At 71.0% G+C, this 21333-nt stretch carries 21 protein-coding genes; 8 read left to right on the top strand and 13 right to left on the bottom strand.

Going from position 1 to position 21333, the window contains the following annotated elements; translation table 11 throughout:
- Together secD and VGO10_RS06560 are read right to left on the bottom strand one after the other, a co-directional pair.
- Positions 1–1990: protein translocase subunit SecD (gene secD, locus VGO10_RS06565; protein ID WP_327466408.1), on the bottom strand; the 1990-nt coding region annotated here is incomplete at its 3' end.
- A gap of 118 nt (positions 1991–2108) precedes the next feature.
- Positions 2109–2645, bottom strand: a complete 537-nt coding sequence (locus tag VGO10_RS06560; RefSeq protein WP_327466406.1) for a PAS domain-containing protein — start codon at positions 2643–2645, stop codon at positions 2109–2111.
- A gap of 42 nt (positions 2646–2687) precedes the next feature.
- Between VGO10_RS06560 and VGO10_RS06555 the strand changes: the two genes are divergently transcribed.
- On the top strand, positions 2688–3671 hold the full coding sequence (locus VGO10_RS06555) for a hypothetical protein (RefSeq protein ID WP_327466404.1): 984 nt from the start codon (positions 2688–2690) through the stop codon (positions 3669–3671).
- On the opposite strand, the gene ruvB is transcribed toward VGO10_RS06555, so the two are convergent.
- The 3 genes from ruvB to ruvC are packed head-to-tail and all read right to left on the bottom strand — an operon-like array spanning position 3668 to position 5777.
- The gene (ruvB, locus tag VGO10_RS06550) at positions 3668–4687 is read right to left on the bottom strand and encodes a Holliday junction branch migration DNA helicase RuvB (RefSeq protein WP_327466402.1); all 1020 of its coding nucleotides are present in this window, start codon (positions 4685–4687) and stop codon (positions 3668–3670) included. The genes VGO10_RS06555 and ruvB overlap by 4 nt on opposite strands.
- The gene (gene ruvA, locus VGO10_RS06545) at positions 4684–5271 is read right to left on the bottom strand and encodes a Holliday junction branch migration protein RuvA (protein ID WP_327466400.1); all 588 of its coding nucleotides are present in this window, start codon (positions 5269–5271) and stop codon (positions 4684–4686) included. The genes ruvB and ruvA overlap by 4 nt, the downstream gene beginning before the upstream one ends.
- Positions 5268–5777 (bottom strand): crossover junction endodeoxyribonuclease RuvC, encoded by a 510-nt coding sequence (gene ruvC, locus VGO10_RS06540; RefSeq protein ID WP_327466398.1) that lies wholly within the window; start codon positions 5775–5777, stop codon positions 5268–5270. Before ruvC ends, ruvA begins: the two co-directional genes overlap by 4 nt.
- A 117-nt stretch (positions 5778–5894) precedes the next feature.
- On the opposite strand from ruvC, the gene VGO10_RS06535 reads away from it, so the two are divergent.
- Positions 5895–7124, top strand: a complete 1230-nt coding sequence (locus VGO10_RS06535) for a diguanylate cyclase (RefSeq protein WP_327466396.1) — start codon at positions 5895–5897, stop codon at positions 7122–7124.
- A 2-nt stretch (positions 7125–7126) separates the two neighbouring features.
- Here the strand turns inward: VGO10_RS06535 and VGO10_RS06530 are convergent, their stop codons facing one another.
- A complete protein-coding gene (locus VGO10_RS06530; protein ID WP_327466394.1) occupies positions 7127–7720 on the bottom strand; it encodes a TetR/AcrR family transcriptional regulator in 594 nt (197 codons plus the stop codon).
- A 23-nt stretch (positions 7721–7743) separates the two neighbouring features.
- Between VGO10_RS06530 and VGO10_RS06525 the strand changes: the two genes are divergently transcribed.
- Positions 7744–8859, top strand: a complete 1116-nt coding sequence (locus VGO10_RS06525) for an adenylate/guanylate cyclase domain-containing protein (RefSeq protein WP_327466392.1) — start codon at positions 7744–7746, stop codon at positions 8857–8859.
- Here the strand turns inward: VGO10_RS06525 and VGO10_RS06520 are convergent.
- The 3 genes from VGO10_RS06520 to VGO10_RS06510 are packed head-to-tail and all read right to left on the bottom strand — an operon-like array spanning position 8798 to position 11912.
- Positions 8798–10045 carry an MFS transporter gene (locus VGO10_RS06520; protein WP_327466390.1) on the bottom strand — a complete coding sequence of 416 codons (1248 nt, stop codon included), beginning with the start codon at positions 10043–10045 and terminating at the stop codon, positions 8798–8800. The two genes, VGO10_RS06525 and VGO10_RS06520, sit on opposite strands and share 62 nt — an antisense overlap.
- 10 nt (positions 10046–10055) lie before the next feature.
- A complete protein-coding gene (locus tag VGO10_RS06515) occupies positions 10056–10814 on the bottom strand; it encodes a YebC/PmpR family DNA-binding transcriptional regulator (RefSeq protein ID WP_327466388.1) in 759 nt (252 codons plus the stop codon).
- A 48-nt stretch (positions 10815–10862) separates the two neighbouring features.
- Positions 10863–11912, bottom strand: a complete 1050-nt coding sequence (locus VGO10_RS06510; RefSeq protein ID WP_327466386.1) for a hypothetical protein — start codon at positions 11910–11912, stop codon at positions 10863–10865.
- Positions 11913–12086: 174 nt separating this feature from the next.
- Between VGO10_RS06510 and VGO10_RS06505 the strand changes: the two genes are divergently transcribed.
- Positions 12087–14408, top strand: a complete 2322-nt coding sequence (locus tag VGO10_RS06505; RefSeq protein ID WP_327466384.1) for a bifunctional diguanylate cyclase/phosphodiesterase — start codon at positions 12087–12089, stop codon at positions 14406–14408.
- Positions 14409–14471: 63 nt separating this feature from the next.
- Here VGO10_RS06505 and VGO10_RS06500 read toward each other — a convergent pair whose 3' ends face one another.
- Both VGO10_RS06500 and VGO10_RS06495 read right to left on the bottom strand, forming a co-directional pair.
- Positions 14472–15449, bottom strand: coding sequence for an NAD-dependent epimerase/dehydratase family protein (locus VGO10_RS06500; RefSeq protein ID WP_327466383.1), 978 nt, complete (start codon positions 15447–15449; stop codon positions 14472–14474).
- Positions 15449–16171, bottom strand: a complete 723-nt coding sequence (locus VGO10_RS06495; protein WP_327466381.1) for a sugar phosphate nucleotidyltransferase — start codon at positions 16169–16171, stop codon at positions 15449–15451. Before VGO10_RS06495 ends, VGO10_RS06500 begins: the two co-directional genes overlap by 1 nt.
- On the opposite strand from VGO10_RS06495, the gene VGO10_RS06490 reads away from it, so the two are divergent.
- The 4 genes from VGO10_RS06490 to VGO10_RS06475 are packed head-to-tail and all read left to right on the top strand — an operon-like array spanning position 16170 to position 20064.
- On the top strand, positions 16170–17192 hold the full coding sequence (locus VGO10_RS06490; RefSeq protein WP_327466380.1) for a hypothetical protein: 1023 nt from the start codon (positions 16170–16172) through the stop codon (positions 17190–17192). The genes VGO10_RS06495 and VGO10_RS06490 overlap by 2 nt on opposite strands.
- Positions 17193–17214: 22 nt before the next feature.
- Positions 17215–18597 (top strand): phosphomannomutase/phosphoglucomutase, encoded by a 1383-nt coding sequence (manB, locus tag VGO10_RS06485; RefSeq protein ID WP_327466378.1) that lies wholly within the window; start codon positions 17215–17217, stop codon positions 18595–18597.
- 31 nt (positions 18598–18628) lie between these two features.
- Positions 18629–19624, top strand: coding sequence for an MBL fold metallo-hydrolase (locus VGO10_RS06480; protein ID WP_327466376.1), 996 nt, complete (start codon positions 18629–18631; stop codon positions 19622–19624).
- On the top strand, positions 19621–20064 hold the full coding sequence (locus tag VGO10_RS06475; protein WP_327466374.1) for a GNAT family N-acetyltransferase: 444 nt from the start codon (positions 19621–19623) through the stop codon (positions 20062–20064). The genes VGO10_RS06480 and VGO10_RS06475 overlap by 4 nt, the downstream gene beginning before the upstream one ends.
- Before the next feature lie 12 nt (positions 20065–20076).
- Here VGO10_RS06475 and VGO10_RS06470 read toward each other — a convergent pair whose 3' ends face one another.
- Both VGO10_RS06470 and VGO10_RS06465 read right to left on the bottom strand, forming a co-directional pair.
- Positions 20077–20613, bottom strand: coding sequence for a hypothetical protein (locus tag VGO10_RS06470; protein ID WP_327466372.1), 537 nt, complete (start codon positions 20611–20613; stop codon positions 20077–20079).
- Positions 20614–20628: 15 nt separating this feature from the next.
- Positions 20629–21312 carry an MOSC domain-containing protein gene (locus VGO10_RS06465; protein WP_327466370.1) on the bottom strand — a complete coding sequence of 228 codons (684 nt, stop codon included), beginning with the start codon at positions 21310–21312 and terminating at the stop codon, positions 20629–20631.
- Positions 21313–21333 lie beyond the last annotated feature (21 nt).

Below are 21333 nucleotides of genomic sequence, written 5' to 3'. Positions count from 1 at the left end.
TGCCGAACGTCGGGCCGATCGAGTCCTGCTGATAGGCCTTGGTCGCGCCGAACCGCTTCTCCAGGATCTGCTGGACGCCGGACGCCTTCTGGCCCGTCTCGCCGAGCGAGACCTGCAGGCCCTTGCCGCCGAGCGCCTTGTCGCCCTGGACCTTCTGGACCTCGGGGTTCTTGAAGCCCGCGTCGCGCAGCACCTGGGAGACCTGCTTCTCCGAGGGCGTCGTCGTGACGAACGCGACCTTGGCGCGCGTGCCGGACTCGAAGTCGATGCCGAAGTTGAGGCCCTTGCCGCCGATGGCCAGCGCGCCGATGAGCAGGATGATGCCCGACACCGAGAAGAACCACTTCGACGACCCCATGAAGTCCTGGGTCCAGCGGCGCTTGCGCTCGCCGGCGCCCAGGGCGTTGGGGTGGGTGATGATCGGCGAGCGCTGCATCGTGCCGAGGACGGCCTGCGTGGCCAGGACGGCCGTGAACAGCGAGGTCAGCGTGCCGATGCCCAAGGTGAACGCGAAGCCCTTGACCCCGGCCGTGGCCAGGATGAAGAGGATGAAGGCCACCATGAACGTGACGACGTTGGCGTCGATGATCGCCGCGATGCCCTTCTTGTAGCCCTGGGCGATGCCCGCGGCCACCGATCTGCCCCCGCGGATCTCCTCTTTGACGCGTTCGAAGATGACGATGTTCGCGTCTGCCGCCACGCCGATCGTCAGAATCAGGCCCGCGATGCCGGGCAGCGTCATCGTGATCGGGATCAGCTTGATCAACGCGAACAGGTAGATCGCGTAGACGACCAGCGCGATGACGGCGATGACGCCGAGCACGCGGTAGAAGGCCAGCAGGAAGAGCGCGACGATCGCGAAGCCGACGAGGCCGGCGATGAGGCCCTGGTGCAGCGCCTGTTGACCGAGCGTCGCCGAGACCTGCGACTGGGAGATCAGCTCGAGCTTGATCGGCAGGGCGCCCGTCTTGATCAGGTTGGCCAGGCGCTGAGCCGACTTGATCGTGAAGCTGCCCGAGATCTGCGAGCCGTTGGAGCCGTCGATGCCGTCCGGGTTCTGCTGCGGATCGATGTACGGGACCGAGATCAGCTTGTTGTCGAGGACGATCGCGAAGTGGTTGGCGACGTTGGGCGCCGGGACACCGGGCAACATCGCGGCCTGGCCGCGCTGGGCGATCGCGCGCGTCGTCTTCTGCCACTTCTTGCGGCCGCTGTCGGTGAAGTTGAACGTGACGTCGGGCTGACCCGAGCCGCCGGCGCCGCTGTCGGTGTTCTGCTGCGGGTCCTTGATGTCGCGCCCGAGCAGCGCCGGGTCGTCCTTGAGGATGTAATAGGCGTCAGACGCGGCGGCCTGCGCGGCCTTGTTGGTGCTGTCGGCCTCAGCCTGGACGATGAGGTAGCCCTGCGGAACCTCGACGATCGACGTCGGTCGCTTGCCGGAGTTCTTGCAGGCGTCGCGGGCGTCGGCCTCGGTGCCCTGCGGCCCGCAGAGGACCGTCTTGGCCTTGCTGTCGACCCCGTAGAAGAGACCGGCGGTCGTGTCGTCGGGCTCGTTGGTCGGCTTGAACTTCGAGGCGCGGGTGACCGCCTCGTAAAAGGTCTGCGTGCCGGCGCCGGGTGTCCCGGCCGACGAACCACCCGTGACACCCGAGTTGGTCGGGTCCGGCTTGCCGTCGGGACCAAGGACCGAGGTCTCCCAGTCATAGAACGCCAGAACGGCCGTCGTGCCCACCTGCTGCTGGGCCTGATCCGCGTTGCTGACATCTGGCAGGGACACGTCGATCTGGTCACTGCCAGAACGCTGGATTTCGGGCTCCGCGACGCCGAGGCTGTCGACGCGCTCGCGCATGATGTCCATCGTGCGCTGGATGGAATCCGACGTGACCTTGCTGAATTTCGTCGGCTTGGCCTGGTAGACGAGCGACGTTCCGCCCTTGAGATCAAGGCCTTGGCGCGTCTTCTTCGACAGCGGCGATCCAGGGATAATCACTGCCAACGACAGGATTAACAGAAGCCCGACGAGGGCGAGGACGATGAGATTTCTTCGGCGATCGGTCATGCGGAGCGGACGGCAGCGTACTGGGCTGGGACAGATGTGACGGCCGGACTCACTTGTCCGGCGTCAGGATCAGCAGCATGCCTCCGTCGTCATCGTACGCGGGGAACAGGTCCGCGGTCGCCTGAGCGGGCAGATCACCCTCCGCATTGACCTCCACCGGCTGGCGGAGCTTGCGCACGCCCCACTCGAGGACGGTGCCGACCGGATCGTCGTCGTCGACGAACTGCAACCCGAGCACGTCGCGGACCGGGCGGCCGATCACCTTCTCGTCGTCGAGGCCGGTGAGCTCGAACGAGCCGCGGCCGCACGCGATCACGTTGCCGTGCTGGTCGCAGGCAAAGAACGCGGCGTCCGGCGCGGGGTAGTAGTCGTCGAGCAGCTCGAAGAGGAAGCCGAAGCCGCATTTCGCGCAGCCGCGCGCTTGACGACGGAAGCCGGCGTTGCGCTCGGTCTCGGTCGTGCGGTTTCCGCAGTTGGGGCAAATGAAGAGGTGGGCCATCGTTTCGGTCAGCAGGGTATCCGCACGGTGAACACACTTCGTGACCGAGTGGTTGCAGCCTTCATCTCCACACAACACGCTGGCCACGTTGCAGCCTCGCGCCGGGTCCTCTGGTAGACCCCCGGGCCAATGGAGAGCTCGGGACAGCACCCCTCAGACCCAGAGGTGCCGCTCGGCGACGCGGCGATCGCAACCGAGATCGCCAATGCCGCCGCGCGCGGACGCGGCGCCGATCGGGCGCCGACGCTTGATCAGCTGCTCGCCGCGTTCGGTGAGCCGGCGCCCACGCCCGAGGCCCGCCGGCGCGTCGCCGCCGCCATGCGCGTCGCCGGAATGGGCGTGCGGCCCGATGTCCTGACCGCCGAGCCCGGGCAGCGGCTGCTGCTGCTGCCGCCCGGCGGCGGTTCGGTCGGATCGCGCGGCCGGGCGCTCGCCGGCCTGCTGGCGGTCGCCGTGATCCTGGCCGCCGCCGCGGCGGGCGCGACGCTGCTGAACGCCGGCGGTGACGACGACCGCGTGGCCGACAAACTGCCGTCGGAGACGTCGACCTTCCCGGTGCAGACGAGCGCCGCGCCGGCGTCGACCACGACCGAGACCACGACGGACCCGACGACGACCGAGACCACCGCGACCGAGACGACGGCCACCGACACCACGGCGACCGACACCACGGCGACCGAGACGACCGCCACGGCGACGACGCCGACCGAGACGACGGCCACCACGCCGGCCGCTGACACCAAGGCCGCCGCGGCGCAGCGCCGGCGCAAGCGCGCCGCGCGGGTCAAGCGCGAGCGGGCGGCCGCGGCCAAGAAGCGCCAGGCGGCCGCCGCGGCGGCCGCGGGCAAGGGCGTCACGGTCCGCGTCGACTCCAGCATCCGCCCCACCTTCCTCTGCGTCGACAACGGCCACGGCACGACGATGTTCAGCGGCACGCTGACCGGCAAGAAGGTCTTCCGGGCCAAGCGCGTGCGCATGAACATCGGCCTCGCCTCGACGCGCGTGACCGTCAACGGCAACCCGGTGCGGTTGGACGGCAGCCCCGCCGGCCTCGACATCACGCGCAAGGGCGGGGCCCGCAGCCTCGCCCTCGGCCAGCGCCCCTGTGGCTAGAAGAGGCCTTGCTCGCGGTCGGCCGGGGGTTCCAGGCCGAGGTGCGCGTAGGCGCGTGAGGTGGCGACGCGACCGCGTGGCGTGCGCTTGAGGAAGCCGCACTGCAGGAGGTAAGGCTCGTAGACGTCCTCGATCGTGTCCTGCTCCTCGCCGACGGTGACCGCCAGCGTCGAGAGGCCGACCGGACCGCCGTCGAACTTGGTGCAGATCGCGCCGAGGATCTCGCGGTCGAGGCGGTCGAGGCCGAGGTCGTCGATCTCCAGGAGGTCGAGCGCGGCGTTGGCGGCGTGGACGTCGACGACGCCGGAGCCGCGGACGTCGGCGTAGTCGCGCACGCGCTTGAGCAGCCGGTTGGCGACGCGCGGCGTCCCGCGTGAACGGCGGGCCAGCGCGGCGGCGCCGCCCTCGTCGATCGCACAGCCGAGGATGTGCGCCGAACGGTGGATGATCGCCGCCAGCTCCGGGCCGGCGTAGGGCTCGAGGCGATGCTGGATGCCGAAGCGGTCGCGCAGCGGCGTCGTCAACAGCCCCGCGCGCGTCGTCGCGCCGACGAGCGTGAACGGCGGCAGCGGTACGTCCATGACGCGCGCGCCCGCTCCCTGGCCGACGGTGATCGGCAGCTTGCGGTCCTCCATCGCCGGATAGAAGGTCTCCTCCAGCGCGCGGCTCAGCCGATGGATCTCGTCCACGAAGAAGATCGAGCGGGGCTCCAGCGCCCCGAGGAAGGATGCGATGTCGGCCTTGCGCTCCAAGGCCGGCCCGGCGGTCTGGACGAACGGGACCTCCAGCTCGGCGGCGAGGATCTGTGCCAGCGACGTCTTGCCCAGGCCGGGCGGGCCGGCGAGCAGAACGTGGTCGAGCGCCTCGCCGCGCAGCCGTGCGGCCTCCAATGAGACCGACAGCTGGTCCTTGAGGCCCTCCTGGCCGATGAAGTCCTGCAGCGTCCGGGGGCGCAGCGAGCGGTCGACGTCCTCCTCGAACGCCTCTTCCGGCGTCTGGATCCGCAGACCGGTCATGCGCGCGCCGCCCGCAGCGCCTGCTGCAGCAGGTCTTCCGGGGTCTCGCCCGAGGTCGCGGCCAGCAGCCGGTCTGCCTCCTCGATCGTGAAGCCGAGCTCAACAAGACCTTCACGCGCCAGGCTGCGCGGGTCGTCGCCGCGGCGGACGGTGATGTCGCCGGCCGGCACGTCCTCGACGGTTCCGACCTTCTCGCGCAGCTCGACGATGATCCGCTCGGCCGTGCGCTTGCCGATGCCCGGGACGGCGGTGAGCCGCTTGACGTCGCCGGCGGCCAGCGCGGCGATGAGCTCCCGCGGTGAGCCGCCCGACAGGACGGCCTGGGCCATCTTAGGCCCGACCGACTGCACGCCGATCAGCAGCAGGAACAGGTCGCGCTCCTCCTCGGTGGCGAAGCCGAAGAGGGCCAGCGCGTCCTCGCGGACGACCAGGTGCGTGAGCAGGGAGACCGACTCGCCGGCGGCCGGCACCTGGCGCAGCGTCTCGGCCGAGACCGCGAGGCGGTAGCCGACGCCTGAGGCCGTCTCGATGACGACGTGGTCGGGGCGGCGGACGAAGACCTCGCCGGCGACGAGCGCGATCATCGGGCCGCCATCATTACGGCCGCCAGCGGCGCGTGGTTGGCGTGGCAGACGCCGACGGCCAGCGCGTCGGTCGCGTGATCGGGCAGCGGGTCGTCGGGCAGGCCGAGCAGCGTGCAGACCATGCGCGCCACCTGCTCCTTGGCCGCGCGACCGGTGCCGCAGACCGCCTGCTTGACCTGCTGGGGCGTGTAGGACGCGCACGGCACGCCGCGCTGGCCGGCGGCGAGCATCACCACGCCGCGCGCCTGACCGACGGTGAAGGCGCTGCCGGCGTTCTGGCCGAAGAAGAGGTCCTCGAGCGCGACCGCCTCGGGTTGATGGCGCTCGATCAACGTGCAGACCTCCGCGTAGATCGTGGCCAGCCGCTGCTCCAGCGGGACGCCGGCACGGGTGGTCACGACGCCGCCGTCCAGCGCGACGAAGCGCATGCCGCGCCGGGACACCACGCCGTAGCCGGTGTTGGCGAGGCCGGGATCGATGCCGAGGACGTTCACAGAGGACTGCATTCTGCGGGCGGGACCGGATGCCTCCGTTGCGATGGACACAACACGATCGCTCAGCGATCCGTCCACTCTCGCTACAGCCCGCACGAGCCTGGCCGCGCGCGCGCCGACACCAACCACGTGTCGGGACCACGCGATCTCAAGAAGGACGGACTCGACTGGGCCAAGCGGCCCTTCTCCGAGTCCCGCCGCCTCCGCGACGAGCTGCGCACCACGCATGCACGGGTCGCCGCGTTGGAAGCCGAGCGCAACGACTACCTGCGCAAGGACCGCCGCGCCGGCGTCCTGACGCTGGATGCTTTCCGGGAGGCCGCCGCCGCGGCATTGCGGGGCTCGCAGCGCCGCGGCGAGTCGGCTGCCCTGGTGCTCGTCGACATCGACGGCTTCCGCGCGCTCAACGGGCGCCGCGGCTCGGCCGCCGGCGACGAGGCCCTCGCGGCCGTCGCCGGCCGCCTGCGCGAGTTGGTCCGCGGCGGGGACGTCCTCGGCCGCACGGGCGCCGACGAACTGGCCGTGGTCATGCCCGGCGCGAACCTGTCGGGCGCTCGCGGCGTCGCCGAGCGGCTCGTCTCCGTCCTTGAGCAGAGCGGGCCCGTCACCGTCTCGGCCGGCATCGCCGTCGACGGTGGCACCGGCCAGTTGGACGGCCTGATGGCCGATGCAGCCGCGATCCTGGAGCGCGCGCGTCTCGCCGGTGGCGGGCGCGTGGGCGCGCCCGGCCGCCTGCCGGCAACTGAGCCTTCCCGCGGCGCGATCGGCGCGCTGGCGTTGGCCCTGGCCGAACGTGATCGCGGCACTGGCGAGCACGCCGAGCAGGTCGTCGCGCTGGCCGGCGCCGTCGCCCGGCGCATCGGCCTCGATGGCGAGGACGTCGAGCGCATCGCCGCCGCCGCGCTGCTGCACGACATCGGCAAGGTCGCCGTGCCCGACTCGATCCTCACCAAGCCCGGTGCGCTCAACGACGACGAGTGGGCCGTCATGCGCGAGCACACGATCGTCGGCGAGCGGATCCTGCGCGCCGTCCCGGGTCTCGGTCCCGTCGCCCGCATGGTCCGCCACGGCCACGAGCGCTTCGACGGCAGCGGCTATCCCGACGGCCTGCGTGGCGAGGAGATCCCGCTCGGCAGCCGGATCGTCCTGGCCTGCGACGCCTACGACGCCATGACGTCCGAACGGTCCTACCGCGAGCCGCTCAGCCACGATGAGGCGGTCGCCGAGCTGACCGCCGGCGCCGGGACGCAGTTCGATCCGCGCGTCATCGAGGCGCTCATCAGCTACCTCGTCGAACGGACGCCGGTCGACTACGCCGCACGCTCGGCGACCGGCATGCCCCGCGCGACCGCCGCGTAGTCCTACACCTGCTTCATCCCGTCCCAGCAGAAGGCGATCACGCGGTCGACGAGCACCGCCCGCGGGACCTCGGGATGGTCGCCCCACCAGTTGGCCAGCGCCTGGCAGGCGCCTGAGGTCAGCTGGGCATACATCTCGATCGCCTGATCGTCGCCGGGCGCGCCAGGTGGGACGAGCGCGACGATCGCGCGGGTCGCCTGGGCCTGGAGGCGGTCGATGACGGGCGCGAGCTCGGGGTCGGCCGCGTCGCGAAAGAGCGCCCGCCACGCCTCGTGGCGCTCCTGCACCCACGCGAAGAAGGTGTCGACGCCGCTGCGCAGCCGCTCCTCCCCCGTCGCGCCGGCCGCGGCGTTGGCCTGGAAGCGATCGAAGAGCGCCTCGGCGTGCTCGAGGATCAGCGTCTCGTGCAGCGCGCGCTTGGAATCAAAGTGCTCATAGATCAGCGCCTTCGACGTTCCCGACGCCTTGGCGATGTCGTCGAGCGAGGAGCCGTGGTAGCCGCGCTGGGCGAAGACCTCCTGCGCGGCGGCCAGAATGCGGGCGCGGCGCTCGACCGCGCTCAGGCGGCGGCGCGGGGTTCGACGATCGGAGGACACCTCAGCAGCGTAGGCTGCGCGCCGTGGACTTCGCGCAGGAGGGCTTCTTCGACGGCTTGGAGGGCTCGGCCCTGGCCGAGCGCCAGGCGCTGCTGGGCTGGCTCGTCAGCGAGGGCTTCTCCGATGACGAGCTGCGCCGCGCCCATCGCCGCGGGCTGCTGGTCTTCCTGGCCGCCGAACGCGAGGTCGGCGGCGAGCCGAAGTACACCGCGGTCGAGGTCGCCGCGATGACCGGCGCCGACCCCGAGCTGCTGACCAAGCTGCGCCGCGCCCACGGCCTCCCGCTGCCCGAGGCCGACGCGGTCGAGCTCACCGACGTCGACCTCGCCAGCGCCCGGACCTCGACCCAGTTCGTCGAGCTTGGCCTGACCGAGGAGCAGATGGTCGCGACCACACGCGTCCTGGGCCGGTCGCTGGCCACCGCGTCGGAGGCGATGCGCGCCATGATGCTCGAGACCGTCCTGGAGCCGGGGACGACCGAGTTGGAGCTGGCCCAGCGCTACGCCGCGTCGGTCCACGCCGCCATGCCGCTCGTCGGCCCGATGATCATGCAGATGCTCAGCCAGCACCTGCGCAACATGGTCCAGAGCGAGATGGTCGGCCAGAGCGAGCGGGCCATGGGCCGTGTGCCCGGCGCCCGCGACCAGGCGGTGGCCTTCGCCGACCTGGTCGGCTTCACGCGCCTGGGCGAGGAGATCGCGCCCGAGGATCTCGGCTCGGTCGCCGAGCGCCTCTTCTCGGTCGCCCGCGAGGTCGTCGAGCCGCCGGTCCGCCTGGTCAAGACGATCGGCGACGCCGTCCTGTTGACCGCGGCCGAGCCCGACGCGCTGGTCCACACCGCGCTGGAGCTCGTCGCGGCCTCCGATGCCGCGGCCACCGACGGCACCTTCCCCCAGGTCCGGGTCGGCGTCGCCTACGGGCCGACGGTCGCGCGCGGCGGCGACATCTTCGGCCGCGCGGTCAACCTCGCCAGCCGCGTCACGACGATCGCCCGCGCCGGCAGCGTCCTGGCCACCCGCGAGGTGCGCGACGCCTCGGCCGCCGAGTTCCGCTGGTCCTCGGCGCACGCGCGACGGATCAAGGGGCTGCCGGAGCCGGTGGCGCTGTATCGCGCCCGGTCCCTCGCGGCAGGTTCCTGACCGCCGGCACCGCAAGGCACGCGACCGCGGCGAGGATCCCGAGCACGGTCATCGCCGCCAGCGTCTCGTGGATGCCGACCGCGTCGCTCACCGGCCCGGCGACGACGACGCCTAGCGGGATCATCCCGGCGCTGGCGGCGTAGTCGTAGCTCGTCACGCGCGAGATCGACGCCTCCGGGATGTGCTCCTGCAGCGACGTCTCCCACAGCGTGAAGAAGCCCGAGACGCCGATCGCGGAGAAAAACTCGATCCCGGCGATGGCCAGCACCGGCAGGCCGCTGCCGACGATCACCGCCTGGCAGGAGGCGATGCCGAGGCCGATCGCCGCCGTGCGCAGCGCAAAGCGCGGGCGCCACTTCAACAGCAACAGGTCGGCGACGATCGAGCCCAGCCCGAACGCGATCGAGACCACCGCCCACGACGTCGCCCCATTCAGCTCGTCCTCGAACAGCACCGGGCCGAGCACGTAGATCGAGGGCAGGACGATGGCGTGGTAGACGACCATCGCCAATAAGAACGACCAGACCCAGGTGCGGGCACGCACCTCGCGCCAGCCGCCGCGCAGATCGGCGATGAACGCCTCCGGCGCATCGGCGCGCTCGGCCACCCGCGGCCGCAGTGCCAGCAGGCAGACCACCGACACCAGGAACGTCCCCGCGTCAACGATCAGCGCCGTCCCCTCCCCCGCCACCGCGACGAGGACGCCGGCCACCGCCGGCCCGATGATCGAGCCGGTCGACATCGCCATCGACCGCAGCGCGTTGGCCGGCTGAAGATGATGGGGTTGATCGATCGTCTGCGGCATCAGGCCGCCCATGGCGGGCGCGAAGAACGAGTCGGCCGCGCCGAAGAGGGCGGTCAGCGCGGCGAGGTGCCAGACCTCGGCGTGGCCGGAGACCAGCAGCACGCCCGCCGTCAGCTGCGTCGCCAGCCGCAGGAGGTCGGAGATCACCATGATCCGGCGCCGCTCGAAGCGGTCGGCGATGACGCCGCCGATCAACCCCAGGACGATGAACGGCAGGAAGCCCGCCGCTGCGATGATCCCGACGTCGGTCGTCGAGCCGCCAATCGACAGCACCGCGAACGGCAGGACGACGGCGGTGATCCGATCGCCGATGACCGACAGCGCTTGGCCGGCGAACAGCAGGCGGAACTGGCGCTCCTCACGAAGCACCGACGGCAACATGATGTCCTTCCTAGGACGCGGACATCAGGCGCTCGAGCACCTCGGAGTCGACGTCGAAGTTCGCGTGAACCGCGTCGACATCGTCGTAGTCCTCCAGCGCGTCGATCAGCCGCAGCAGCTTGGCCGCGGTCTCCTCGTCGACGGGCACGAGCACCTTGGGCCGCTGCGTGACCTCGGCGTTCTCGATCGCGATCTCGGCGGCCTCGAGCGCGGCGCGGACGGCGGTGAGGTCGGACGGCTCGGTGATGATCTCCCAGGCCTCGCCGTCCTCGCGCACGATGTCCTCGGCGCCGGCGTCGATCGCGACCAGCAGGTCGTCCTCGCTGTAGCGCTCACCGTCGACGACGATGACGCCCTTCTTGTCGAAGTTGTAGGCCACCGAGCCGGGCTCGCCGAGCGCGCCGTTGGCCTTGCTCAGCGCGTGGCGCACGTCGGCGCCGGTGCGGTTGCGGTTGTCGGTGACCGCCTCGATCAGCAGCGCGACGCCACCGGGACCGTACCCCTCGTAAAGCATCGTCTCCAGCGCGGCGGTGTCGGCGCCGGCACCGGTGCCCTTGGCGATCGCGCGCTCGATGTTGTCCTTGGGCATCGACGCGTCGCGGGCCTTCTGCACGGCCAGCGCGAGCGACGGGTTGCCGTCGATGTCGCCGCCGCCCTCCTTGGCCGCGACGGTGACCGCCCGCGCCAGCTTGGTGAAGAGCTTGCCGCGCTTGGAGTCGACGATCGCCTTCTTGTGCTTGATCGAGGCCCACTTGGAATGTCCGGACATACGCCCTCGATTCTAGATGAGGGCGCAGGTCCGAACTCGGGCGCCTCCTCAGCGGGCGAGCGTGAAGTAGCGGTCGAGGATCTTGATGTTGCCGGCCCAGTCGTGGACGGCGATGTGCAAGCGCACGCGATGGCCGGCGGTCGCCCGGATCCGCGACAGCTTGGAGGAGGCCAGAACGCGGAGCTTGCCGCCGTGGATGGCGGTCCCGAAGCCGAAGGCGCGGTAGCTGGAGCCGACGCGCGCCGACATGACGGTCTGGCCGGGCTCGCTGGTCGTGACGTCGGCGAGGTAGCCGTGGCGCCGGAGCGCGCTCTTGAGGCTCTGGCGCGGGATGTGGATCGAGACCGTCGGCGCCTTGGTGTCGTCGGGGACGGTGCGGACGGCCGCCAGCGCGTCGAGCTGCGCGAACAGGTAGAAGTCGATCGGGTGCAGCTGCCCGGTCTTGGGGTCAAAGCGCAGCAGGCGCGACTGCTTGGGCGGGTTGAGGCGCGGCGACAGGGCGGTCGTGATCCACAGCGCGCCGTCGGGCGCGGTGGTGGCCGCGATCGGGCTGTGCGTCTGCGTGGCGCCGAGCGAGGCGACGGTGTGCTCGCCGGTGGCGTCGAGCGTGACGATGCTGTTGGACGCGGGGTCGACGCCGCGCAGGACGCCGTCGGCGCCGAGATCGGCGGCGACGTTCGCCGCGGCGGGCGCGTCAGCCGTCACCGCGCCGGAGGTCAGGTCGACGGTCCTGTCGCGACCCGCGGCGATGACGCGCGCGCTCTTGCCGTCGGGCGCGACGCTGAGCGTTGCGGAGCTTTCGGGAGGGATCGGCAGGCCGAACCCGCCGGCCGTGCGCAGCACCTTGACTCGGTTCCCGCCCACCCCAACGTCATAGAGCGTGCCGGAGCGGCCGAGGGCGATCAGCTCGCCCGACGAGCTTTGGTCGAGCGCGACGATGCGCTCACCGCCGGGCAGGCCGTCGATGGACTGGGGCACTGACAGGCCGGGGATCGTGTCGGAGCTGAAGTGGACGAGCTGGTTGCCGTCCGTCACGCCGACGAAGGCATCGGCGGCGTGTGCGGCCGCGGGCGCCGCCAGGGTAAGACCTGCGAGCACGGCGGCGAGGAGTGGGGTTCTTGGGGAGCGGGTCATGTCCTTACAACGAAGCCGGCCGCCGAAAGCGACGGTCCCCGACTGTCCGCCGCGACACGTTTGCGGTTGAAGAAGATTGCTCAGCGGCCGATGACTGGTTGGAGGACGTGCATCTGCACGTCCCAAGGGGATGAGCTCATGACGGCTTCGCGCGCACCACTGCTGTCCACGCGTCTTTCGGGTCGCCGCGCCAGGCTGCTCAACTTCCTGACGGGCGCGGCCATCGCGCTCGGGCTCGCCGACCTCGTCGTGCTCACCGGCGTCCGGCTCTCCTCGCCGGTGGTCGGCACCATCGTCCTGCCGCTGGCCACCGCCATCGTGGCCGCGGGGCTCGCCCTGACGCGCCTGCTGTGGTCCAGCGGCGATCGCGCGATGTGGCTGCTGCTCACCGGCGGCCTGCTCTCGACGGTCGTCGGCGGCGTCATCTTCGCGATCGCCGGCAGCCACGTCGACCATGCGGGCGTCCAGGACGTCTTCTGGCTGCTGGCCTATCCGCCGTGGTACGCCGCGCTGGTCGTCATCTCCCGTCACTACCTCGGCGGCGCGCACCGGTCGTTCTGGCTCGACGGCCTGCTCATCGGCCTCGCCTCGGCGACCTACGTCAGCGCGCTGTTCATCGGCAACCTCGCCGGGCTCAGCGACACCACGGCGGTCGTCAACGTCATCTACCCCGCCGCTGACCTCGCGCTGCTGGGCATCCTCTTCGGGACGCTGCTGATGATCGGGCGACCGTCCCCGCAAGGTCTGCTGCTCGCGGTCGGCCTGCTCTTCACGCTGGCGTCGGACACGCTGCGCGTGCTCGGGCTTGTCGGGGGCCAGGGCGGCGCCTCGACGTCGATGATGGTCTGCTGGAGCCTCGGGCTGCTGTGCATCGCCGCGGCCGCCTGGGCGCGACCGGCTCCGGGGCGTGTCCTGCCGGTCGGCGGCTGGTGGGAGCTGACCTCGCCGGCGTGCATCGCGACGCTGGCCTGCGGGATCCTCGTCGCCGACCACTTCTCGCGGATGGCGACCTCCGCGGTCCTGCTGGCTGCCGCGACGTTTGCCTGCGCGCTGGCGCGCCTGGTCTGGACGCTGCGCGAGGTGCGCTCGCTGGCGCTGCATCGTCGTGAGGCGCTGACCGACGACCTGACCGGTCTGCCCAACCGTCGTGCGCTGTTCCGTGAGCTCGAGGTGTTGACCGCGGCGGGCGAGCGCTCCTCGCGCCGCCTAGCGCTGCTGCAACTCGACCTCGACGGCTTCAAGGAGCTCAACGACACGCTCGGCCACCATGCCGGCGACGATCTGCTGATCGCGGTCTCGCGCCGGTTGGAGGCGGTCGTGCCCGGCACGCTGGCGCGCCTGGGCGGCGATGAGTTCGCGGCGATCGTGCCCGAGGGCCACGATGCGCGCAAGGTCGCCGCAGCGATCGGGGTGGCGCTGCATGCGCCGCTGGACATCGAGGGCGTCGGGGTCGCGGTCAACGCCTCGGTCGGCATCGCGCACTTCCCGCAGGACGCCCACGACTCGCGCGAGCTCGCGCGCCGCGCCGACGTCGCGATGTACGACGCCAAGCGGCTGGGCACGGTCGTCGCCGGCTACACGGCCGAGCACGACGAGCACTCGCTGGATCGCCTGGCGCTGGCGGCCGATCTGCGCGGCGCCTTCGACGATGACGATGAGCAGTTGTGGCTGGCGTTCCAGCCCCAGGTCGACATCGCGACCGGCCGGATCTCGGGCGCCGAGGCCCTGATCCGCTGGAAGCACCCGACGCGCGGCAACGTGCCGCCGGGCGTGCTGCTGCCGATCGCCGAGCGCACGGGGCTGATGCCCCAGCTGACGCTGTGGGTGCTGGAGCACGCCGTGGCCCAGGCGGCGCAGTGGCGCCGGGTCGGGCTCGACATCCACGTCGCGGTGAACGTCAGCGCGATCGTCCTGGTCGACGCGACGCTGCCCGACCGGATCACCGAGACGCTGGAGCGCCACGCGCTGACCCCGGACAACCTCTGCGTCGAGGTCACCGAGGACGCGGTCATGCGCGACACCTCCCGGGCGATCGCGATCCTGGAGCGGATCAAGGCGTTGGGCGTCGAGATCTCGGTCGACGACTTCGGGACCGGGCAGTCGTCACTGGAGCAACTCAAGAACGTGCCGGCGGATGAGCTGAAGCTGGACCGCTCGTTCGTCTTGGGGATGGTCGACGACCCGCAGGATGCGGCGATCGTCGGCTCGGTCGTGGGCCTGGGTCGCGCGCTGGGTTTGCGGGTGGTGGCCGAAGGCGTCGAGACGCCGCAGGCCTGGCAGCGGCTGGCCGAGTTGGGCTGCGATGTCGCCCAGGGCTTCGGATTGGCGCGGCCGATGCCGGCGGCGCAGTTCGAGCGCTGGGCGCGCGAGCCGAGCGACCGGGCGCGGCTGATGGTGCCGCGGCTGCACACGTCGCGGGCGGCGTGGAAGCCGCGCGCGCGGTCGCGCGGCGTGGCTTAGCGCGACAAGCGATCGATCCGGGGCGCCAAATGTCGAACTATTCGTCATTTGGCGCCCCGGATCTCACTCGCGTCCCTCGCGCCGCGCCCGGTACCACTCCAGCGTCCGCGCCAGGCCCTCCTCCAACCCCACCGCCGGCCGCCACCCACACACACGCTCGATCTTCTCGACCGACACGTACTGCCGCGAGATCTCGCCGGGCGTGGTGCGGGCCGGGTCATAGACGGCCTCCAGCGGACGGCCGGCGACGCGCCCCAGCGTGTCGACCACCTCACGGACGCTCACCGGTCGTCCGCCGCCCGCGTTGAACGCCTCGCCTCGCGCCCCCGCATCCTCCACGTCCAGCGCATCGGCGATCGCCAGGTACGCGGCGACGGCGTCCTCGACGTAGAGGAAGTCGCGCTCCGGCGTGCCATCCGAGCGGATGCGCGGAGCCCGGCCGTCGAGCGCGGCGGCGATCAGCTCCGGGATCAGCCGCGACGGGTTGAGGTCCCCGCCGCCGTAGATGTTGGCAAAGCGCGTCGTCGCGACCGGCAGCCCGAAGGCATGCCAATACGAACGGGCGATCAGGTCGGTGGCGGCCTTCGACACGTCGTAGGGGAACATGGGCTGCAAGGCCATGTCCTCGGTGTAGGGCAACGTGGTGTGCTCGCCGTAGGCCTTGTCGGAGGCCGCCACCACCACGCGCCGCGTGCCGCCGAGGCGGGCCGCCTCGAGCACCGACCACGTCCCTTTGATGTTGGTGGTGTAGGTCGAGGCCGGCGACTGGTTGGCCGCGCCGACGATCGTCTGCGCCGCCAGGTGGAAGACCGTGCCGACCTCCTCCTCGACGACGATCCGCGCCATCAGCGCCTCGTCGGCGACATCACCGTGCACGACGTGGCAGCGCTCCTCCACGCCGTCAAGCGCGCTGCCCACGGCGCGGTCACGACGCAGGACCACGACGCGCTCACCGCGATCCAGCAACGCGCGGACCAGCCACGCGCCGAGCATCCCGTAGGCGCCGGTGACGAAGGTCGACTTCCCGTCGTTGCCAGCCATCAGCTCCACGTCCTCCACGGCGGTGCGCCCGACGCCCAGAGGTCGTTGAGCAGCACCGCGTCCTTGTAGGTGTCCATGCAATCCCAGAAGCCCTCGTGGCGGAAGGCGCGCAGCTGCCCGTCGGCGGCCAGGCCCTCCAAGGGCTCGCGCTCCAGGACCTGGTCGGGCCCGAGGCGATCCAGCACCGCGCGGTCAAAGACGAAGAAGCCGCCGTTGATCCAGTGCTCGCTGCGCGGCTTCTCGTGAAAGCCGGTGACGCGATCGCCGCCGTCGAGCTCGGTGACGCCGAACTGCAGCTCGGGGCGCACGACGGTCATGGTCGCAGCGCCGTCGTGCGCCGCATGGAACTCCAAGAGACGGCGGAGATCCACGTCGGCGACGCCGTCGGCATAGGTCGCGCAGAAGCTCGGCCCGCCGTCGAGGTGCGCCGCCGCGGCGCGCAGGCGCCCACCGGTCGGCGTGTCGGCGCCGGTGTCGACACAGCTGATCTCCACACCCTCCGGCCACTCTTGGCCCTCCACGAACGCCTCGATCTGCTCGCCGAGATAGCCCGTGCAGAGCACGAACCGCGTGCAGCCCGCATGCGCGTAGAGCCGGATGACGTGCCAGAGGATCGGCAGGCCGCCGATCTCGACCAGCGCCTTGGGAATCGTGCTCGTGTGCTCCTGCAGCCGGGTGCCACGCCCGCCACAGAGGATTGCCACCGGAGGGGTCTGGGCCATGCGGGCGGGAAGCATGGCGCACGGCGGCCGCTCACGTCCGGACGTCGCGTTCAAGGACGCTGCGCATTCGCCGATTCCCGGGAGGATGGAGCCGACGATCGTCCCCTTGCAGCGCAGCGCCTTCTCCTCCCGCGCCGGCCGGCTGGAGCTCGGCGCCGACGCCCTCACGATCGCCCACCCCAAGCTGCACAAGCCGGTGGAGATCCCGCTCAGCACGATCGCGAAGGTCATCGCCGGCCCGGGCGCAGAGGTCTGTCGCAGGACGACGATCCCCGCTGGAGTCCGGCCCAAGGGCGCAACGCTGGTCCTGGTGCTCACCACCCCGGCCAAGATGTGGCTGCGCGGGACGCTCAGCCGCGAGGTCACCGAGATCGCACTGGCCGCCGCCGACCCGGCGCAGGCCGCGATCACGCTGAGCCGGCTGCGCGTCGAACCTCCGGCCGCGCCGAGCGCCGAGCAGTTGCGCGACGCGCGGCCGCTGAGGGTCGGCCTGGGCCTTTTCGTGCCGGGGCTCATCATGTTCGCGCTGATGTTCGGCGCCCAGTACGGCTTGCGACGAACCTTCCCATCCAAGGCCAGCGCCGCCGCCAAGGAGACCAAGGCCGAGAAGACCGAAGGGCGCTCACGCCTGCCAGCCGTTCCGTCGGTTAAGGGCGCCATCGTCTTCCGCGCACGGGCCGCCGACGGCTCGCTGCTCTACGCGTGGCAGACCGGCGACCGGCTGCGTGTCCGCGTCGACACGTCGCCGTACGACTGCACTGGCACGAACTGGCGCGAGTGGTGGGACACCAGCGAGCGCGCATCGATCCCGATCGCGGCAAACGGCACCATCTACGACGCCCATCGCAGGACCGACCCTGTCCCCGCGGGCGGCATCGACATCCTGACCACGTACGTCCAAGGCACGCTCCACGGCGGCCTGCTCGAGATCTCCTTCGACCGCATTGACGACTACCGCAGTGCCGTGGGCAACGGCGTCTGCCGGCGCCCCGAGACCTTCTCCGCACGCCGCTCCGGCTGAGGTCACCATAGGATTGGGCGCCATGAGCGTCCCCGCCGAGATCTTCAAGGCCTACGACATCCGCGGCATCCACGGCGACCAACTGGGGCCTGATGCCGCCGAGCAGATCGGGCGTGCCTTCGCCCGGGTAATCGGGCAGCTGGAGGGCAAGCCGACGACCGAGCTGCGCCTCGGTCTGGGCCGCGACATGCGCCTGAGCGCCCCCGAGATGGCCGCCCGCTACCGCGACGGCATGGTCGCCGAGGGCGCGACGGTGATCGACGCCGGGCAGGTCGGCACCGAGATGTTGTACTTCCTGGTCGGCTCACGCGACCTCGACGGCGGGCTGATGTGCACCGCCTCGCACAACCCCAAGGCCTACACCGGCGCCAAGCTCGTCAAGCGCGGCTCGATCGCGCTGAGCGGCGACGAGGGGATCCAGGACATCCGGCGGATGATCGAGGAGGGGCTCGGAGAGCCGTCGGCCGCGCAGGGCTCGGTCGAGGAGGTCGAGATCTACGAGGAGTTCCAGGCCGCCGCGCTCAAGACGATCGACCCGGCCAACGTCAAGCCGCTGAAGGTCGTCGTCGACGGCGGCAACGGCATGGCCGGCCCCATGGCTGGGCCGATCCTGCGCGGGCTCGGCCTCGACCTCGTCGAGACCTACTTCACGCCCGACGGCAACTTCCCCGACCACGAGCCCAACCCGTTGTTGGAGGAGAACCGCAAGTTCATCGTGGACAAGGTCATCGCCGAGGGCGCCGACCTCGGCATCGCCTGGGACGGTGACGCCGACCGCTGCTTCTTCATCGACGACACCGGCCGCTTCGTCGACGGCGACTTCCTGACCGCGATCCTCGCCGAGCACCTGCTGGCAAAGCGCGGATCGCACGCCGACATCCTCTACGACGCTCGCGCCTCTCGCGCGGTCGCCGACACGGTCACGGCCGCCGGCGGCACGCCGCACGTCAACCGCGTCGGCCACGCCTTCTTCAAGACGCGCATGCGCGACGAGGGCGCGATCTTCGGCGGCGAGGTCTCCGGCCACTACTACTTCCACGACTTCTACAACGCGGACTCCGGCACGCTGCCGGCGCTGCTGGTCCTCGAGAAGCTGAGCGTCGAGGGCAAGAAGATGTCCGAGCTGCTGGAGCCCTTCAAGGCCAAGTACTTCATCTCGGGCGAGATCAACTCCGAGATCAGCGACGGCCCGGCCAAGATGGCCGAGTTGGAACAGCACTACGGCTCGCAGCCGGGCGCGACCGTCACGCACGTCGACGGCGTCTCGGTCGACTTCGAGGACTGGCACTTCAACGTCCGCGCCTCCAACACCGAGCCGTTCCTTCGCCTGACCCTGGAGTCGCTGGTCAGCGAGGCCGACATGGAGGCCAAGCGCGACGAGGTGCTGGGCCGGATCCGCGCGTGAGCGCCACGGGCCCGCACGCGGGGCACAGGCCATGAGCGGAGCCCTGGCGCCATCCGCGCGCGGCATCCACGTCCTCCCCGTCCCCACCCCGTTCGCGGTCGGGCGCGTCAACTGCTACCTGATCGACGACGACCCGCTGACGCTGGTCGACACGGGTCCCAACTCCGGCACGTCGCTCACCGAGCTGGAGGCCGCGCTGGCCTCCCACGGGCGCCGGATCGAGGACCTGGAGCGCATCGTCCTCACCCACCAGCACATCGACCACATCGGGCTGGCCAAGATCATCGCCGAGCGCTCGGGCGCCGAGGTCGTCGCCCTCGATCTGCTCGCGCCGTGGCTGGCGCGCTACGGCACCGAGATGGACGCCGACGACGCGTTCGCCGAGGGGCTGATGCGCAGCAACGGCGTCCCGCACGACATCGGCATCGCGCTGCGAGCCGTCACCGCGCAGTTCCGCGCCTGGGGCGCGTCCGTCGAGGTCACGCGCACCGTCAGCGAGGGTGACGTCCTGGAGTTCGCGTCGCGCGCGTGGCGGGTGCATCACCGTCCGGGGCACTCGCCGTCGGACACGATCTTCCACGACGAGGCCAGCGGCGAGGTGCTCGGCGGCGACCACCTCATCAAGCACATCTCGTCCAACCCGCTGATCAGCCGGCCGCTGGGCGGCGAAGCGTCCGGACCGCGTCCGCGGGCGCTCATCGCCTACCTGACCTCGTTGAGCGCCACGCGCGCGATGGACCTCAAGATCGTCTACGCAGGCCACGGCGAGCCGGTGACCGACCACCGCACGCTGATCGACGAGCGCATCGCCGGCCACGAGCGGCGCCTGGTGAAGATCGCGGGGATCCTGGCCGTTGACGGGCCGAAGTCGGCGTTCGAAATCGCCCAGGAGATGTGGGGCAACGTCGCGGTGACGCAGGCCTACCTGACGTTGTCGGAGGTGTTGGGCCACATCGACCTGCTGCTGGAACGCGGCGAGGTCGTCGAGGTCGAGGAAGACGGGGTCGTCCGATTCGGGATGGCGTGAGAGCGGCGCGGCCCGAGGAGGCCGAGGCGGTCGGCGCGCTGGTGGAGGCCGCGTTCTCCCGCCACGTCGCGGCCGTCGGGCGACGGCCTGCGCCGATGGACGACGACCACGCCGCGCGGATCGCGGCCGGCCAGCAGTACGTGGTTGACGGTGACGGGCCGGGAACGCTGGCGGCGAGCATCGTCCTCGTCAAGGACGACGGGTTCCTGGTGGTCAACAACGTCGCGGTCGCGCCTGACTGCCAGCGCCAGGGTCACGGCCGCGCGCTGCTGACCTTCGCCGAAGACGAAGCGCGGCGCCGCGGGCTGCCCGAGGTCCGGCTCCACACCCACGCGCGGATGGCCGACAACTTGATCATGTACCCCCGGTTGGGCTACGTCGAGGCCGGCCGCGAGAACCAAGGCGGCTTCGACCGCGTGCTCTTCGTCAAGACGGTCTGAGCACGAACGTCGTCAGCGGTCGCCCGCTGCCCGCTCATCGCCCCAGCCGCGAGGCAAGGTGTAGCGCGGCTGCTCGTCCGGATGCGCTTCGACCAACTGGGTATCCAGGTGGTCGAGCTCCCAGGTTCTGATCCACATCGTCTCTCTCAGCGCAACGATTCCGCCGGCCAACGAGATCCACGGCACGAACCACCAGTCGCTCTGGTCGTCGATGAACAAGCCGAAGGCCGTGCCGGCTGCAAAAGCGGCACTCACCGCGACGACGCACACCCCGATACGACCGTTGCGGCGCAAGATCGCGAGCAGTGTCTCGCGCATGTCGGCCAGCTGCGCCGCGGCCGGTGCCGGATCCGGGTAGGGACGACGGTGGAGACGCCGTTCCTGAACGATCATCATGCCGCCCAACGTGAGCCACGTGATCGCGGGGAGCCGCTCAACTGGCACGCCGTACAGGATCACGATGGCGGTGGTGACCGCGCTGACGGTCAGCCAGATCCCCGCTGCGCAGGCCTGAACGATGAGCGCCCGATACACCACGGGCGCAAGCATGCCAGACTCGCGCGCTCAGGCGTCGCCGACGGGGTCGGTGAGCGGCAGCATGTTGTGCGCGGCGAGGCTGGTGAGAGCGGCGCGCCATTGGTCGGCGAGCGTCGCGACATCCATGACGCGAGACAGGGCGGGCGGGTCGTGGCGGTCGCGGTAGGTGACGCGCAGGACTTCGGCGACGGTGATGTCGCTGCCGCGCTCGATCAAGGTCATCATGTCGCCCGCAGCGACCGTCCCGGGCTCGATCATCCGCAGGTAGAAGCCGGCAATCAGCCGGTGGGCCATCTCCTTGGGCAGCGTCCGCACGCCCCAGCGCGCGGCGACCTTGAAGCACGGTCCGCGGGGCTGGCTGACCTGGACGACCGCACCGTCGTCGCCCAAGGTGTAGGTGTCGCCGATGTGCACGTCCTGCTCGGTGAGGCCGGCCAGCGTCAGGTTCTCGCCGAACGCCCCGGGCCCGAAGCGGCGGCCGGTCAGCTCGGTCCAGAACGGGAAGTGCTCGGAGGCGTAGCAGCAGATCGCCTTGTCGGGACCGCCGTGCACGGTCAGGTCGGCCTGCTCGTCGCCGTCGAGACCGAGCGGGCCGAGCGCGAGGCGCCCGTCGACCGGCGCTTTGAGGAACCCGGACGGCACCTCCTTGCCGCGCCAGGGCAGCGTGGAGGCACGGGCGACCTGGAGCGACACGACGCGGGCAGCCGTCATGAGATGACCTCGGCGAGCAGC

The organism is Baekduia sp., assembly GCF_035996765.1.
Classification (GTDB): Bacteria; Actinomycetota; Thermoleophilia; order Solirubrobacterales; family Solirubrobacteraceae; genus Baekduia.
Note: the sequence above shows the minus strand (reverse complement) of the source record. Positions and strands in the feature narration are given on the sequence as shown.

Excerpts from the sequence above, each read along its gene's own strand:
- VGO10_RS06555 (WP_327466404.1), top strand. The coding sequence starts at position 2,688 with ATGGAGAGCTCGGGACAGCACCCCTCAGACCCAGAGGTGCCGCTCGGC.
- ruvB (WP_327466402.1), bottom strand. The coding sequence starts at position 4,687 with ATGACCGGTCTGCGGATCCAGACGCCGGAAGAGGCGTTCGAGGAGGAC.
- ruvA (WP_327466400.1), bottom strand. The coding sequence starts at position 5,271 with ATGATCGCGCTCGTCGCCGGCGAGGTCTTCGTCCGCCGCCCCGACCAC.
- ruvC (WP_327466398.1), bottom strand. The coding sequence starts at position 5,777 with ATGCAGTCCTCTGTGAACGTCCTCGGCATCGATCCCGGCCTCGCCAAC.
- VGO10_RS06520 (WP_327466390.1), bottom strand. The coding sequence starts at position 10,045 with ATGTTGCCGTCGGTGCTTCGTGAGGAGCGCCAGTTCCGCCTGCTGTTC.
- VGO10_RS06515 (WP_327466388.1), bottom strand. The coding sequence starts at position 10,814 with ATGTCCGGACATTCCAAGTGGGCCTCGATCAAGCACAAGAAGGCGATC.
- VGO10_RS06505 (WP_327466384.1), top strand. The coding sequence starts at position 12,087 with ATGACGGCTTCGCGCGCACCACTGCTGTCCACGCGTCTTTCGGGTCGC.
- VGO10_RS06500 (WP_327466383.1), bottom strand. The coding sequence starts at position 15,449 with ATGGCTGGCAACGACGGGAAGTCGACCTTCGTCACCGGCGCCTACGGG.
- VGO10_RS06490 (WP_327466380.1), top strand. The coding sequence starts at position 16,170 with ATGCGGGCGGGAAGCATGGCGCACGGCGGCCGCTCACGTCCGGACGTC.
- VGO10_RS06495 (WP_327466381.1), bottom strand. The coding sequence starts at position 16,171 with ATGGCCCAGACCCCTCCGGTGGCAATCCTCTGTGGCGGGCGTGGCACC.
- manB (WP_327466378.1), top strand. The coding sequence starts at position 17,215 with ATGAGCGTCCCCGCCGAGATCTTCAAGGCCTACGACATCCGCGGCATC.
- VGO10_RS06480 (WP_327466376.1), top strand. The coding sequence starts at position 18,629 with ATGAGCGGAGCCCTGGCGCCATCCGCGCGCGGCATCCACGTCCTCCCC.
- VGO10_RS06470 (WP_327466372.1), bottom strand. The coding sequence starts at position 20,613 with ATGCTTGCGCCCGTGGTGTATCGGGCGCTCATCGTTCAGGCCTGCGCA.
- VGO10_RS06465 (WP_327466370.1), bottom strand. The coding sequence starts at position 21,312 with ATGACGGCTGCCCGCGTCGTGTCGCTCCAGGTCGCCCGTGCCTCCACG.